This window comes from Citrobacter sp. Colony219 (assembly GCF_019382635.1).
Lineage (GTDB): Bacteria > Pseudomonadota > Gammaproteobacteria > Enterobacterales > Enterobacteriaceae > Citrobacter > Citrobacter youngae.
This window is the reverse complement of the sequence record NZ_CP080033.1, coordinates 2176954-2192244: the sequence shown is the minus strand read 5'-3', so window position 1 is coordinate 2192244 and position 15291 is coordinate 2176954. Positions and strand designations below refer to the sequence as shown.

Genomic DNA, 15291 nt, shown 5'->3' with positions numbered 1-15291 from the left:
GGTTGCCAATCCAGCGCACCGGATGCGGCCAGTTCTGCGGATCACCAATGATAAAATCCAGCAGCCAGGCAACGCACCATGCGAGTATCGTCATAGCGCATTCCTCGCAGCGGCCAGCCAGTGATTGAGCATTTCGGGGCGCTGGGCAAAATGAACGTGCAGATAACTGGCGAAGGTATTTCCGACCTGCCATCCACCTGACCAGGCCTGCAGCGTTTTGCCATCACGCACCTTGCGGCAATTCATCACCGCCGGGGTTTCAGGGGTAAAGTCGGAATAGTGGAATTCATGCCCGCGCAGGACTTCACCGGCCGTTGCCAGTAATGTTTGCTGTGTGGCTTGTGCCTCGCAGTAGCCAAACCGGGTCAGCCGTTTGCCCATTTTGCTGTGCCCAGGAATGATATCCGCCATTAGCCAGCAATCGCCGTTGCTGTCCTCCAGCGAGCTACCGAGATACATCAACCCTCCGCACTCTGCATAAATAGCGACGCCACGCTGATGCGCCGCTCGCAGTTGCTCCAGCATGGTGACATTACGGGCCAGGGCCGCAGCATGCAGTTCCGGATACCCGCCGCCTAACCAAATCATCTGACAGTCTGGTAAACAGGTATCATGCAGCGGGCTAAAACGAACAATATTGAGGCCCGTACGCGCCAGTAATGTAATGTTATCCGGATAATAAAAGTTGAACGCCTCGTCATCAGCAATGGCCAGCGTTAGCCCTACCCCTGCGTCTGCTGCCGGTAGCGCGGGCCATTCGCCAAGAGGAAGGGTGTTTAACTGGCTTAATGCCAACAACGCGTCGATATCCAGCGTCTGTTCCAGCGTCGCGGCAAAATCCTGCCACGGCTGCTGGTTGATAACTGACTCACGAGCGGTAACTAAACCCAGATGACGTTCAGGAAGCGCGACGCCCTCCATGCGGGGAACGTAGCCTAATACAGGCACGGAGCAGTAACGCTCAATGGCAACTTTGAGTAGCTGGTAATGTGTTTCGCTGTTGACCCGATTAACAATCACGCCTGCAATGTTCAGACTGGGATCAAAATGCTGGAATCCCATCACCGTGGCGGCTATCGAAGTGGAAACCGCCTTACCATCAACCAGCAAGATGACCGGGCAACCTAACTGTTTCGCCATCGCCGCAGTACTGCAGTAATCAGGGTCTGTACCATAGCCGTCATATAACCCCATAACGCCTTCGATAACGGCAATATCCGCGTGCTGCATCTGCTCGCAAAATAAGGCATTCAGTGTAGAGGTGGGTAGCATGAAGCTATCAAGATTGCGGGAAGCCGTGCCGCACACCGCGGTGTGCCAGCCAGTATCAAGGTAATCAGGACCGACTTTGCATGGCTGGACGCGTAAACCGCGCTTTTTCATCAGGCTCAACAGGCCCAGCGTCACCGTGGTTTTGCCACAGCCGCTACCGGTACCTGCAAGAACAAATGCGTGAAAACTGGCCGCCATACCCTGATCCTGTTCAGGGTGGTAGGGGTGTATAGATACCCAGTCTCTCGACTGTATGCATCTGCGCAACCCACTTCCCACCGAAGTTGTTGGTAGTCACCGACAGGCAGGTCTTCTGGCTTAGCGTCGTCCTCGCCCGTCCTTCCCAATCTTGCGATCAGTGGTCTATACGGGGTCGTCAGCATCACAGCAGCGGGGGCTGCGGGGGATTCTCACCCCCTTCCCTACCACAAATGTGGCAAACCTGTCAGTTCAAGAGCCGATTTAATTTGGCTCTGTGTCTTGAGGCAAATTCACGACCTCATGACAATAATTCAATTTAATATCTTGCCGGGTACATTCAACCAATGTTATGGCCTCAACCCGTTTATTCATATGTTCATTTTTTGAATGAAAGCGTCATTAAAGAATAAAGAAAGTCTTTCACACAGACACTGTATCTCATCACAAAAATAAAAACTGGTGCAGTTTATCCCTCAAATACTATTATTTTGTTGCGCTATGACAATTTATTGACTGCTGTAGTTATTTTTCATTTTATAATGACTGACATAGCGTACGATATCAAAAATCGGCAATAGCAAATTATTGCTATTTAAGCTGTCTCTTCAGATGAGGTGACATTTATTTGCTGACGGAAAGCCTGCGGCGTAACCTGGTACGTTTGACGGAATACTTTGCAAAAATAACTGGTTTGTGAAAAGCCTAAATTTCGCGCAATACTGGCGATGCTCCAGTCGCTATGACAAAGCAACTCTTTGGCACTCGCCATTCGCTGTTGATTTACCCATGCGTTAAACCCTATCCCCTGATATTTTTTGAACAATTTGCTGAAATAGTAAGGACTGAGATAAACGTGAGAGGCAACATCTTCCAGACGCAGCTCGTCTGATAAATGCGCATCAATATAGCGCAAGGCTTTCTTCATTTTACTGTCATGAGGGTTCGGGCTACGATTAGCCCGCACCGGCTCTGACTGTTGCGGATTGTCTTTGATTACGACGAAATTCAGTTGTTTTTTAAGACAATTTTCTACAATGAGCTTTAGCAAATCCGCGGAAGCAATAACCCGCGAATAGTCCATTTCCGGTACATTACGAAATTCACTCACCAGTTCGGGATCGGCTTGCCAACGGTCGTCCACGTTCAGAATATCCACCAGCCCCACGTCATTGCTTAGGCGCACCTGACCGCATAAGACAAACCCGACCAGATGTCCCGCAATGACCAGCGGAATGGAGAAGTCGGTAAGTCCGGCATGGCAGCGATAAATGCAGGGTTGATCGGATTTTGAAGCTTCCAGTCCCCCACAGCGATCGCTCATACGACATCGTGTACTATGCTGAGGATGCTGGCGCATCAACTGGCAAAAAGGAGTGAAATTAAAAAGCTCAGAAATTTCATCACCGTGAATATTGACAACCACAACAGCCAGACTGGTGGCCTGCGCAAAATCCTGTGCGATTTTATTAATGAGTTCTGAGTTCAGGGCACTCGCAGAAATCATGATAAAACCTCTCAGTTAATTTATTGTTATAAATAAAACACATTATTTACATCTGCTTTTCATCTCGCTATCCAGAGCAATGATAAAAGGCGTATTCGAACATAACAAAAGTCTCCCATTCTTGGGAGACTTTTTAAGCGGTTCAGGAAACCTGATCACGAAAACAGTTATTACATTTCAAAAATAAACATTTTCCGTGAAGCTAACGCTCATTTTCCTCCAGCTTACAGCTATTACACGGTAAGTTTTTGCCAATAAAGTAACGATAAATTGCTGCCCCCGCACAAGCGCCAATGATAGGTGCCACGATCGGGACAATAAAGTAAGGAATATCACGCCCCCCAGTCATCGCGACATCCCCCCAACCCGCCATCCATGCGAACAATTTTGGCCCAAAATCACGAGCCGGATTCATGGCGAATCCGGTAAGCGGTCCGGTCGATGCCCCAAGAACGGCAACCAGAATACCGATCAGTAGTGGTGCCAACGGCCCCCGGGGAATCCCATTGCCATCATCGGTGAGCGCCATGATCATCCCCATCAGAATGGAGGTAATCACAACTTCCACCAGTGCAGCCTGCCAGACGCTGAGTGCAGCGGCAGGATAAGTGCTAAATATGCTGGCAAGCTGCAAACTTTCGAAGCTACCCCGCACCATGTGGTGGGCGGTTTCGTACTCGATAAACAAACTGCCATACAACAAATAGGCGAGCAGAGCGCCACCAAAAGCACCAGCCACCTGAGCAATGGAGTACGGCAACACTTTACGACCTGGAAAACAGGCAAACAACCACAGTGCGATGGTGATAGCGGGATTGAGATGTGCACCTGAGATCCCTGCTGTCAGATAAACTGCCAGAGAGATCCCCAGTCCCCATATAATGCAGATCTCCCATAACCCTAAACTGGCACCGGCTACTTTCAGGGCGCTCAGGCATCCAATGCCAAAAAACAAAAACAACCCGGTACCCAAAAACTCGGCAATGCATTGCGCTTTTAGTGAATCGTTCATTGTGACACCTTCTAAGCAGAGTTCGTGTCTTTACCAGCGGACTCCTTGCTGGCAAGTAGAATACTTCGAGGCTTACTATAAAAAGCCATGTCGGCAAATTGTTGGCAATCTGCGGGCGGTATGACTTTAAAAATCGTGTTGCGATAGCAAATTCTTGCCATCACTTTTATTAAACAAAGCCAAATGACGGGGAATTTCTCTATTATTTGTACATTTTAGAAATAATAAAATATTGCCAATAGCATAATCTTGTTTTCAGATAACCGTCACAAATTCATTTTCCCCGCATAGCAAATGATATTTTGCCTGTCACGTTCAAAAGTGTAAATATGGAATTAACATAACCAAATAATCACATCAACAAATCTAAAAATAATCAATAAAAACAACACAATAAAATAATTAACAGCAATTTTATATCACCAGTTCCTCACTATTTTTTCTCTCATACATTCAAGTCAGCCATTCTTTTTCCTCGCTTCTTTTTATAGTCATGAAAATCGGGACAACCCAGGCGAGGTCTTTATGCAACAAGAAGCGTTAGGAATGGTAGAAACCAAAGGCTTAACTGCAGCCATAGAGGCCGCAGATGCAATGGTGAAGTCAGCCAATGTAATGCTGGTCGGCTACGAAAAAATTGGTTCGGGACTGGTAACAGTCATTGTCCGCGGTGATGTCGGCGCTGTTAAAGCAGCAACAGATGCCGGTGCCGCCGCGGCCCGTAACGTGGGAGAAGTGAAAGCCGTACACGTCATTCCACGTCCTCATACCGATGTCGAAAAAATCTTACCGAAGGGAATTAGCTAATGAGCAGCAATGAGCTGGTTGAACAGATCATGGCGCAGGTGATTGCTCGCGTGGCGACGCCGGAACAGCAGGCTATCCCTGAAAATAATCCTCCAACACGAGAAACGGCTATGGCAGAGAAGAGCTGCAGTTTAACGGAATTTGTCGGTACTGCGATTGGCGACACCGTCGGTCTGGTGATCGCCAACGTAGATAGCGCCTTACTGGACGCGATGAAACTTGAAAAGCGTTATCGCTCCATTGGCATCCTTGGCGCACGTACTGGTGCGGGTCCACACATCATGGCTGCTGATGAAGCGGTGAAAGCCACAAATACTGAAGTCGTCAGCATCGAGTTGCCGCGTGATACCAAAGGCGGCGCTGGTCATGGTTCGCTAATAATTCTCGGCGGTAACGACGTTTCTGACGTGAAGCGCGGGATTGAAGTTGCGCTGAAAGAGCTGGATCGCACCTTTGGCGACGTTTATGCCAACGAAGCCGGTCACATCGAGATGCAATACACCGCACGCGCCAGCTACGCGCTGGAAAAAGCCTTTGGCGCACCGATTGGTCGTGCCTGTGGCGTCATCGTCGGCGCACCCGCATCCGTAGGTGTCCTGATGGCCGATACGGCGCTGAAATCCGCCAATGTTGAAGTGGTGGCCTACAGCTCCCCCGCCCATGGCACCAGTTTCAGCAACGAAGCCATTTTGGTCATTTCCGGTGACTCAGGGGCCGTGCGTCAGGCTGTTATCTCAGCCCGTGAAATCGGTAAAACCGTGCTGGCGACCCTCGGCTCAGAACCCAAAAACGACCGTCCGTCCTATATCTGATATCAGTGAGGCTGATTCATGAGATCGAAAAGATTTGAAGCACTGGCGAAACGCCCTGTGAATCAGGACGGCTTCGTTAAGGAGTGGATCGAAGAAGGCTTCATTGCGATGGAAAGCCCGAACGACCCTAAGCCGTCGATTAAAATCGTCAACGGGATGGTCACTGAACTGGACGGCAAATCCGCCAGTGAATTTGATCTGATTGACCACTTCATCGCGCGCTACGGCATTAACCTGGCTCGCGCTGAAGAGGTGATGGCGATGGACTCGGTTAAACTCGCCAATATGCTTTGCGACCCCAACGTCAAGCGTATGGACATTGTTCCTCTGACCACGGCAATGACGCCAGCGAAAATTGTGGAAGTGGTTTCGCACATGAACGTCGTTGAGATGATGATGGCCATGCAGAAAATGCGTGCCCGCCGTACCCCATCTCAACAAGCGCACGTGACTAACGTCAAAGATAACCCGGTACAGATTGCCGCCGATGCTGCAGAGGGTGCCTGGCGTGGCTTTGATGAGCAGGAAACGACCGTTGCTGTTGCACGTTACGCGCCGTTTAACGCGATTGCACTGCTGGTAGGTTCGCAGGTTGGACGCCCAGGTGTGTTAACTCAGTGTTCTCTGGAAGAAGCCACCGAGCTGAAACTCGGTATGTTAGGTCATACCTGTTATGCGGAAACGATCTCCGTCTACGGTACTGAACCCGTCTTTACCGACGGTGACGACACGCCATGGTCAAAAGGTTTTCTGGCCTCTTCTTACGCTTCACGCGGCCTGAAAATGCGCTTCACGTCTGGCTCCGGTTCAGAAGTTCAGATGGGCTACGCCGAAGGCAAATCGATGCTTTATCTGGAAGCGCGCTGCATTTACATCACCAAGGCAGCTGGCGTTCAGGGTTTGCAAAACGGTTCAGTAAGTTGCATTGGCGTACCTTCAGCCGTGCCATCGGGTATTCGCGCGGTGCTGGCAGAAAACCTGATCTGCTCGTCACTGGATCTGGAGTGTGCCTCCAGTAATGACCAGACCTTTACCCACTCCGATATGCGTCGTACTGCTCGTCTGCTGATGCAATTCTTGCCGGGTACAGATTTCATTTCATCTGGTTATTCCGCTGTTCCGAACTACGACAACATGTTCGCCGGTTCCAACGAGGATGCCGAAGATTTTGACGATTACAACGTCATCCAGCGCGATCTGAAAGTCGACGGTGGTCTGCGTCCGGTGCGAGAAGAAGACGTTATCGCCATTCGCAATAAAGCAGCTCGCGCACTGCAGGCCGTATTCGCCGGGATGGGATTACCGCCAATCACCGACGAAGAAGTCGAGGCCGCGACCTACGCCCACGGTTCAAAAGATATGCCAGAGCGTAACATCGTTGAAGACATCAAATTTGCGCAAGAGATCATCAATAAAAACCGTAACGGTCTGGAAGTGGTGAAAGCTCTTGCTCAGGGCGGGTTTACCGATGTCGCTCAGGACATGCTCAACATCCAGAAAGCCAAGTTAACCGGGGATTATCTGCATACCTCCGCCATTATCGTTGGCGACGGACAGGTGCTGTCCGCAGTAAATGACGTCAATGACTATGCCGGTCCGGCAACAGGTTATCGCCTGCAAGGCGAACGCTGGGAAGAGATCAAAAACATCCCTGGCGCACTTGATCCCAACGAACTTGGCTAAGGGGTGAAAAATGGAAATCAATGAAAAGCTGCTGCGCCAGATAATTGAAGACGTACTGTCTGAAATGCAAACCAGCGACAAACCTGTCTCATTCAGCTCAACGACAGCGGCTAGCGCACCACAGGCTGCAGCGGTACAAGGCGACAGTTTTCTGACTGAGATTGGCGAAGCCAAACAGGGCCAGCAGCAGGATGAAGTGATTATTGCCGTAGGGCCAGCGTTTGGTCTGTCGCAAACCGTCAATATCGTCGGTATACCGCACAAAAATATCTTACGCGAAGTGATTGCCGGTATTGAAGAAGAAGGCATTAAAGCGCGCGTTATCCGCTGCTTTAAATCCTCTGATGTGGCGTTTGTTGCCGTGGAAGGTAACCGCCTGAGTGGCTCCGGGATCTCTATCGGCATCCAGTCAAAAGGCACCACGGTTATTCATCAGCAGGGATTACCGCCGCTTTCTAACCTGGAGCTGTTCCCTCAGGCACCGCTTCTGACGCTGGAAACCTACCGTCAGATCGGTAAAAACGCCGCGCGTTATGCCAAGCGTGAATCTCCGCAACCGGTCCCTACGCTGAATGACCAGATGGCTCGTCCTAAGTACCAGGCGAAATCAGCCATTCTGCACATTAAAGAGACCAAATACGTCGTGACGGGCAAAAACCCGCAGGAACTGCGCGTGGCGCTTTGATAAAGGATAACTCCATGAATACCGACGCAATTGAATCGATGGTTCGGGATGTGCTGAGCCGGATGAACAGCCTGCAGGGAGAGTCCGCAACTCCGACCACGGCGAGTTCATCAGCTCATACCGCGAAAGTCTCGGACTACCCTCTCGCGAATAAACATCCTGAGTGGGTAAAAACCGCAACCAACAAAACCCTGGATGACTTCACGCTCGAAAATGTTCTGAGCAACAAAGTGACGGCGCAAGACATGCGCATCACCCCTGAAACGCTGCGCCTCCAGGCGGAAATCGCCAAGGATGCCGGACGTGACAGGCTGGCGATGAACTTCGAGCGCGCCGCTGAGCTAACCGCCGTACCTGACGACCGTATTCTTGAGATCTACAACGCGCTGCGCCCGTACCGCTCAACGAAAGACGAGCTGATGGCCATCGCCGACGATCTCGAAAATCGTTATCAGGCAAAGATCTGCGCAGCTTTCGTTCGTGAAGCGGCAGCGCTGTACGTTGAGCGTAAAAAACTCAAAGGCGACGACTAACTCAGGGACAGGATCATGCGATATATAGCTGGCATTGACATAGGCAACTCATCCACGGAAGTCGCTCTGGCTACCCTGGATGAGTCTGGCGCACTGAGCATCACCAGCAGTGCGCTGGCGGAAACCACCGGGATTAAGGGCACATTGCGTAATGTGTTTGGCATTCAGGAGGCGCTTACGCTGGCGGCTAAAAACGCCGGAATCAATGTCAGCGATATTGCGCTCATCCGTATTAACGAAGCCACTCCGGTCATTGGCGACGTGGCGATGGAAACGATCACCGAAACCATCATCACTGAGTCCACTATGATCGGTCATAACCCTAAAACGCCAGGCGGCGTCGGGTTAGGCGTCGGCATCACGATTACGCCGGAAGACCTGCTCAGTCGTCCGGCAGATACGCCCTATATTCTGGTAGTGTCATCAGCATTTGATTTCGCCGATGTCGCCACGATGATAAATGCTTCCGTCCGCGCCGGGTACCAGTTAACTGGCGTTATTTTGCAGCAGGACGATGGCGTGTTGGTCAGCAATCGTCTGACTCATCCCCTGCCCATCGTCGATGAAGTGCTTCATATCGACCGCATCCCATTGGGTATGCTGGCCGCTATTGAGGTCGCGGTTCCAGGCAAGGTTATCGAAACCCTTTCCAACCCGTACGGAATCGCGACTGTCTTTAGCCTTAGCGCAGAGGAGACCAAGAACATTGTCCCCATGGCCCGCGCACTGATTGGCAACCGCTCTGCGGTAGTGGTGAAAACGCCGTCAGGTGATGTGAAAGCTCGTGCAATACCTGCCGGAAACCTGGAACTGCAATCGCAAGGACGAACCGTACGCGTCGACGTCGCGGCAGGTGCCGACGCGATTATGAAAGCGGTTGGCGAATGCCCGAAACTGGATAACGTCACCGGAGAGGCGGGAACCAATATTGGCGGCATGCTGGAGCACGTACGCCAGACAATGGCTGAATTAACCAACAAACCCAGTCATGAAATCTTTATTCAGGATCTGTTGGCAGTTGATACTTCAGTCCCAGTCAGCGTGACCGGGGGACTTGCCGGCGAGTTTTCGTTGGAACAGGCCGTTGGTATTGCTTCTATGGTGAAATCAGATCGCCTGCAAATGGCGATGATTGCCCAGGAAATAACGCAAAAACTCAACATTGATGTGCAGGTTGGTGGTGCTGAAGCCGAAGCCGCTATTCTGGGTGCCTTAACCACACCGGGTACTACACGTCCACTGGCTATTCTGGATCTTGGGGCCGGATCTACTGACGCCTCTATCATCAACCCGAAAGGCGAAATTATTGCCACGCATCTGGCAGGGGCCGGCGATATGGTCACAATGATCATTGCCCGAGAACTGGGGCTGGATGATCGTTATCTCGCTGAAGAAATTAAAAAATACCCGCTGGCGAAAGTTGAAAGCTTGTTCCATCTTCGCCACGAAGACGGCAGCGTCCAGTTCTTCCCCACCCCGCTCCCGCCAACGGTGTTTGCCCGCGTGTGCGTGGTGAAACCCGATGAACTGGTGCCACTGCCGGGCGAACTGGCGCTGGAGAAAGTTCGCGCCATTCGCCGCAGCGCCAAGGAGCGCGTTTTCGTCACCAACGCGCTCAGAGCGCTGCGTCAGGTAAGTCCGACCGGGAATATTCGGGACATTCCTTTTGTCGTGCTGGTTGGCGGTTCCTCGCTGGACTTCGAAGTTCCGCAACTGGTCACCGATGCACTGGCTCATTATCGCCTCGTTGCCGGGCGCGGCAACATTCGTGGCACCGAAGGTCCGCGCAATGCGGTTGCCACAGGGTTGATTCTCTCCTGGTACAAGGCATTCGCTCATGGAAAGTAATCTCACCACGCCAGCCATTGTTATCTTCACTACTACCGGCTGCGCTGAAGTCTGGAATGACGTGCTGCTGGGTATTGAGGAAGAAGGGATCCCCTTTGTGATTCAGGAGAGCCATTCAACTGACGTTATCCACAATGCATGGCTGGCTGCCTGCCAATCACCATTGCTGGTTGGCATTGGCTGCAGTCATGAAAAACTGGTCGTGCACTACAAAAACTTACCTACATCAGCGCCACTTTTTACGCTGACGTATCAACAAAATAGCCATGATCGCCGCAGCATTGGCAATAACGCTGCGCGGCTGGTTAAAGGCATTCCGTTCCGCGAATGCCACTCATAATCCACAGGAGAAAAGCAGTATGAATAACGCACTGGGACTGGTTGAAACAAAAGGGCTTGTCGGCGCTATTGAAGCCGCTGATGCCATGGTGAAATCCGCAAACGTGCAGTTGGTTGGTTACGAAAAAATTGGTTCAGGCCTGATCACCGTGATGGTCCGCGGGGATGTCGGCGCCGTAAAAGCAGCGGTAGATGCAGGAAGCGCAGCAGCAAGCGCCGTTGGCGAGGTGAAATCCTGCCACGTTATCCCGCGTCCGCATAGCGACGTTGAAGCCATTTTACCTAAATCTGCATAAGTCGTTGCAAACAAGGAGCACAGCGTGAAGCAATCACTGGGATTACTTGAAGTTAGTGGTCTGGCATTAGCCATCAGTTGCGCGGACGTCATGGCGAAAGCCGCCTCCATCACGCTGGTGGGCCTCGAAAAAACCAACGGCTCAGGCTGGACGGTGATCAAGATAATCGGGGATGTGGCCTCCGTTCAGGCGGCTATATCCACCGGTGCTAATTTAGCAGAATTGCGAAATGGACTGGTCGCGCACAGGGTCATTTCCAGGCCCGGAGAAGGCATTCTTTCCCACAGTGTGCCCGTGCAGCCAGAGCCAGCACCAGCGCCAGAACCGATACCTTATCTATCGCAAGAGCAAGAAGAGATGGCTACAGAAATTGCATTACCTGAAGCCGCGCAACAGGCAGAGTTGATTAGCTGCAATCTGTGTCTTGACCCTGCCTGTCCCCGTCAAAAGGGCGAGCCGCGCACTCTTTGTCTGCACTCTGGTAAACGAGGTGAAGCGTAATGGATAAACAGCAACTGGAAACAACGGTCAGTAAAATACTGGATGAAATGCGTGAACGCCCTATCCCTCTCGGGATTTCGAATCGCCACATCCACCTTTGCGCCGAGGACTACACTCGCCTGTTTCCTAATCAGCCGATTAGCGAGAAAAAGGGTCTGTTGCAGCCCGGACAATATGCCGCAGATCAGACCGTCACGCTGGTCGGACCGAAAGGTCAGTTAAAGAATGTGCGTCTGCTTGGTCCACTGCGTAGTACTAGCCAGGTGGAGATATCTCGTACCGACGCCCGCACATTAGGTATCGCTGCGCCGCTGCGCATGTCCGGCAATATTCAGGGTACACCTGGCATTCGTCTTATCAGCCCCTTTGCTGAACTGGAGTTACCCTCCGGGGTTATTGTTGCCCAGCGACATATCCATATGTCGCCGCTGGATGCGCTGATACTGCGTGTCTCTCATGGAGATAAAGTCTCCGTGGCAATCAATGGCGATGAACGCCGACTGATTTTCGATAACGTCGCCGTACGTGTTTCGCCGGATATGCGCCTTGAGATGCATATCGATACAGACGAAGCCAATGCAGCAGGCGCTGATAATCCGCAGGCATTTGCCACACTGGTGACCTCACGATGAACAACGAACTGCTGCAACGCATTATCGAGGAGGTTGTTTCCCGATTAAAAAAACGCGCGGAAAGTACCATCACGCTGAGCGTCGCACAGTTACGGGAAATCGATTCCCTGACATTATGTTGTCAGTACTCGTCACTGCACCTCCTTCAGGCAGACCTGCCTTTACTGGAAAAAATTGCAGATTGCAGTCCGTCCAGTGTCGCAGTGGTAACAATCCACGAGGCGCTGGCATGCGGGCTTCGCGTAAAAATCTCTCTACAGCATCGGCTGCTACCGGCACTCCCCGTGAAAAAGCTCGCGCGTCTGCCGCTGGAGTTCAGTGACGAGTTGGGACGAATCATCGTGCTGCATCCTGAAACGCTTCTCAGCTACGCCGACGTCGCCCAATTGAAGGGTGGTGTACTGGTACTACGCCGTCGATGTGTCGTGACGGCTCTGGCTCAGGAAGCTGTCGGTACGCGAAATGTCCAATTAATTAAGCAGGAGTGAGCTATGCATTTGGCCCGGGTTACAGGCGTTGTGGTTTCCACGCAAAAATCCCCATCACTGGTGGGAAAAAAACTCTTGCTGGTACGTCGGGTGAGTGCTGACGGAGAGCTCCCCGCCTCCCCCGCTACCGGAGATGAAGTCGCGGTTGACTCAGTCGGTGCAGGAACGGGCGAACTGGTGTTACTCAGCAGCGGATCCTGCGCCAGACACGTTTTTTCCGGCCCGAATGAGGCCATCGACCTGGCTATCGTCGGCATTGTCGACACGCTTTCTCGTTAGGAGGAACTATGGCGATTTATACCCGAACGGGCGATGCCGGTACAACAGCTCTCTTTACCGGACAACGCGTGAGTAAAACGCATCCGCGCGTCGAGGCTTATGGTACGCTGGATGAGCTTAATGCAGCGCTTAGCCTGTGCGTTTGCGCGGCGAAAAACCCGCAGCACCGCCAGTTGCTTGAAAATATTCAGCTGCAGCTTTTTTGGTTCAGCGCCGAACTGGCAAGCGAAAGCGAACAGCCAACGCCAGAACAGCGCTACATCAGCTCAGAAGAAATTGCTGCACTGGAAGCCGCCATCGATACCGCGATGGGGAGAGTACCGCCCCTACACAGCTTTATTTTACCAGGCCGCAGCGAAGCCGCCAGCCGACTACACTTCGCCCGCACACTGGCTCGCCGCGCAGAGCGGCGACTGGTCGAACTCTCCACAGAGATCTCCGTCAGACATGTATTGATGCGTTACATCAATCGCCTGTCCGATTGCTTATATGCGCTTGCACGCGCAGAAGATCATGATGCTCATCAAAACCACATTATTCAGAAAGTGACGGAGCGCTATCTCGCAGCCATCCGCACATCAGCCACCCAGGAGCCGACTATGTCACTGTCTTTTCAGGAGCTCCACCAACTGACTCGCGCGGCGGTGGCGAGAGCAGAAGAAATTCAGGTTCCGGTCGTCATTTGCATTGTTGATGCGAACGGAACTCAAACGGTGACCTGGCGCATGCCTGACGCATTGCTCGTCAGTAGCGAACTGGCACCGAAAAAAGCCTGGACCGCCGTGGCGATGAAAACCGCCACGCACGAGCTGACATCAGCGGTGCAACCAGGGGCCGCGCTTTACGGTCTGGAAAGCCATATGCAGGGAAAAGTCGTCACCTTCGGTGGCGGGTACGCATTATGGCGAGAGGGTTTACTCCTTGGGGGTCTTGGCATCAGCGGGGGAAGCGTTGAGCAGGATATGGACATTGCAGAAACGGCCATTGCGGCGATTAACGTGAGAACACATCAATGAATACTTCAGAACTTGAAACGCTTATTCGTAACATTTTGAGTGAACAACTCGCCCCGGCAAAAGCAGAAGTTAAGGGTAATGGAATGTTTCCTTCCGTTAACGAAGCAATTGATGCCGCGTATCAGGCTTTTCTGCGTTATCAGCAATGTCCATTGAAAACCCGCAGCGCCATCATCAATGCCCTGCGAGAAGAACTGACGCCTCACCTGGCTTCACTGGCCGCCGAGAGCGCTGCCGAAACCGGAATGGGCAACAAAGAGGATAAATTCCTCAAAAACAAAGCCGCGCTGGACAACACCCCGGGAATCGAAGACCTCACTACCACGGCGCTAACCGGTGACGGTGGCATGGTGTTATTTGAGTACTCTCCATTTGGGGTGATTGGCTCCGTTGCGCCAAGTACCAACCCGACGGAAACCATCATCAATAACAGCATCAGTATGCTGGCCGCGGGAAACAGCGTTTATTTTAGCCCGCACCCTGGCGCAAAAGCAGTATCACTGAAACTGATTGCCATGATTGAAGATATTGCCTTCCGCTGCTGCGGGATCCGGAATCTTGTCGTCACGGTCACAGAACCCACTTTTGAGGCTACCCAGCAGATGATGGCACACCCTAAAATCGCAGTTCTGGCGATTACCGGCGGCCCTGGCATTGTTGCTATGGGTATGAAAAGCGGGAAAAAAGTCATTGGCGCAGGTGCAGGAAATCCGCCCTGTATTGTTGATGAAACTGCCGACCTGGTTAAGGCGGCGGAAGATATCATCAACGGTGCATCGTTTGATTACAACCTGCCCTGTATTGCTGAGAAAAGCCTGATTGTTGTCGATGCTGTTGCTGAACGACTGGTCCAACAAATGCAGTCTTTTGGCGCGTTACTTCTGCACAACGAAGACATCAACAAACTGCGCGCCGCCTGTCTGCCTGAAGGCATAGCCAATAAAAAACTGGTTGGAAAGAGTCCAGCAGCCCTGCTTGAAGCTGCGGACATACCGGTTCCGGCAAAAACACCTCGCCTGTTGATTGGCATCGTCAATGCTGACGATCCATGGGTCACCAGCGAACAGTTGATGCCAATGCTGCCCATCGTGAGCGTAAAGGATTTTGACAGTGCACTGGCGTTGGCACTGAAAGTTGAAGAGGGACTGCATCACACTGCCATCATGCATTCACAAAACGTGTCACGTCTGAATCTTGCCGCCCGCACCCTTCAGACCTCAATTTTTGTGAAAAATGGCCCCTCTTACGCCGGTATTGGTGTCGGCGGTGAAGGCTTTACCACCTTTACTATTGCTACTCCAACCGGTGAAGGCACAACGTCAGCGCGAACTTTCGCACGCTCTCGTCGTTGTGTGCTCACCAACGGTTTTTCTATTCGCTAAT

At 51.9% G+C, this 15291-nt stretch carries 18 protein-coding genes and 1 riboswitch; of the genes, 14 read left to right on the top strand and 4 right to left on the bottom strand.

The features are described 5' to 3' along the window. From JTI85_RS21375 to pduF, 4 genes are all read right to left on the bottom strand, one after another. The coding region (locus JTI85_RS21375) for a hypothetical protein (protein WP_255575595.1) at window positions 1-94 on the bottom strand (94 nt) is incomplete at its 3' end. Further along, on the bottom strand, window positions 91-1470 hold the full coding sequence (locus JTI85_RS09540; protein ID WP_219352497.1) for a cobyrinate a,c-diamide synthase: 1380 nt from the start codon (window positions 1468-1470) through the stop codon (window positions 91-93). The genes JTI85_RS21375 and JTI85_RS09540, both read right to left, overlap by 4 nt. Window positions 1471-1557: 87 nt before the next feature. Next, a riboswitch (cobalamin riboswitch) is annotated at window positions 1558-1733 on the bottom strand. A gap of 332 nt (window positions 1734-2065) precedes the next feature. Continuing rightward, window positions 2066-2977 carry a regulatory protein PocR gene (gene pocR, locus JTI85_RS09535; protein ID WP_116360212.1) on the bottom strand — a complete coding sequence of 304 codons (912 nt, stop codon included), beginning with the start codon at window positions 2975-2977 and terminating at the stop codon, window positions 2066-2068. Between the two features lie 202 nt (window positions 2978-3179). Beyond that, window positions 3180-3989 (bottom strand): propanediol diffusion facilitator PduF, encoded by an 810-nt coding sequence (gene pduF, locus JTI85_RS09530; RefSeq protein ID WP_101741436.1) that lies wholly within the window; start codon window positions 3987-3989, stop codon window positions 3180-3182. A 525-nt stretch (window positions 3990-4514) separates the two neighbouring features. On the opposite strand from pduF, the gene pduA reads away from it, so the two are divergent. The 14 genes from pduA to pduP are packed head-to-tail and all read left to right on the top strand — an operon-like array spanning window position 4515 to window position 15290. Next, complete coding sequence (pduA, locus tag JTI85_RS09525) at window positions 4515-4796, top strand: propanediol utilization microcompartment protein PduA (protein ID WP_003030255.1); 282 nt, start codon at window positions 4515-4517, stop codon at window positions 4794-4796. Continuing rightward, window positions 4796-5608, top strand: a complete 813-nt coding sequence (gene pduB / locus JTI85_RS09520; RefSeq protein ID WP_005128019.1) for a propanediol utilization microcompartment protein PduB — start codon at window positions 4796-4798, stop codon at window positions 5606-5608. Before pduA ends, pduB begins: the two co-directional genes overlap by 1 nt. An 18-nt stretch (window positions 5609-5626) precedes the next feature. Continuing rightward, the gene (pduC, locus tag JTI85_RS09515) at window positions 5627-7291 is read left to right on the top strand and encodes a propanediol dehydratase large subunit PduC (protein ID WP_005128020.1); all 1665 of its coding nucleotides are present in this window, start codon (window positions 5627-5629) and stop codon (window positions 7289-7291) included. Window positions 7292-7301: 10 nt separating this feature from the next. Continuing rightward, window positions 7302-7976 (top strand): propanediol dehydratase medium subunit PduD, encoded by a 675-nt coding sequence (gene pduD / locus JTI85_RS09510; RefSeq protein ID WP_116360213.1) that lies wholly within the window; start codon window positions 7302-7304, stop codon window positions 7974-7976. 14 nt (window positions 7977-7990) lie between these two features. Further along, window positions 7991-8509: a propanediol dehydratase small subunit PduE gene (pduE, locus tag JTI85_RS09505; protein WP_048211994.1), complete on the top strand. Its 519-nt coding sequence runs from the start codon at window positions 7991-7993 to the stop codon at window positions 8507-8509. 15 nt (window positions 8510-8524) lie between these two features. Next, on the top strand, window positions 8525-10357 hold the full coding sequence (locus JTI85_RS09500; protein WP_048211995.1) for a diol dehydratase reactivase subunit alpha: 1833 nt from the start codon (window positions 8525-8527) through the stop codon (window positions 10355-10357). After that, entirely contained in the window at window positions 10347-10697 is a 351-nt protein-coding gene (locus JTI85_RS09495) for a glycerol dehydratase reactivase beta/small subunit family protein (RefSeq protein WP_048211996.1), read from the top strand. The genes JTI85_RS09500 and JTI85_RS09495 overlap by 11 nt, the downstream gene beginning before the upstream one ends. 19 nt (window positions 10698-10716) lie before the next feature. Beyond that, window positions 10717-10992 (top strand): propanediol utilization microcompartment protein PduJ, encoded by a 276-nt coding sequence (gene pduJ / locus JTI85_RS09490; RefSeq protein ID WP_001057752.1) that lies wholly within the window; start codon window positions 10717-10719, stop codon window positions 10990-10992. 24 nt (window positions 10993-11016) lie between these two features. Further along, on the top strand, window positions 11017-11493 hold the full coding sequence (locus JTI85_RS09485; RefSeq protein ID WP_061067712.1) for a BMC domain-containing protein: 477 nt from the start codon (window positions 11017-11019) through the stop codon (window positions 11491-11493). Next, on the top strand, window positions 11493-12125 hold the full coding sequence (locus JTI85_RS09480) for a phosphate propanoyltransferase (RefSeq protein WP_048211998.1): 633 nt from the start codon (window positions 11493-11495) through the stop codon (window positions 12123-12125). Before JTI85_RS09485 ends, JTI85_RS09480 begins: the two co-directional genes overlap by 1 nt. After that, window positions 12122-12613, top strand: coding sequence for a microcompartment protein PduM (pduM, locus tag JTI85_RS09475; RefSeq protein ID WP_219352495.1), 492 nt, complete (start codon window positions 12122-12124; stop codon window positions 12611-12613). Before JTI85_RS09480 ends, pduM begins: the two co-directional genes overlap by 4 nt. A 3-nt stretch (window positions 12614-12616) precedes the next feature. After that, a complete protein-coding gene (locus tag JTI85_RS09470) occupies window positions 12617-12892 on the top strand; it encodes a EutN/CcmL family microcompartment protein (protein ID WP_219352493.1) in 276 nt (91 codons plus the stop codon). Window positions 12893-12900: 8 nt separating this feature from the next. Continuing rightward, window positions 12901-13908: a two-domain cob(I)yrinic acid a,c-diamide adenosyltransferase PduO gene (pduO, locus tag JTI85_RS09465; RefSeq protein ID WP_219352491.1), complete on the top strand. Its 1008-nt coding sequence runs from the start codon at window positions 12901-12903 to the stop codon at window positions 13906-13908. Continuing rightward, window positions 13905-15290: a CoA-acylating propionaldehyde dehydrogenase PduP gene (gene pduP / locus JTI85_RS09460; RefSeq protein WP_219352490.1), complete on the top strand. Its 1386-nt coding sequence runs from the start codon at window positions 13905-13907 to the stop codon at window positions 15288-15290. Before pduO ends, pduP begins: the two co-directional genes overlap by 4 nt. Window position 15291: the final 1 nt, after the last annotated feature.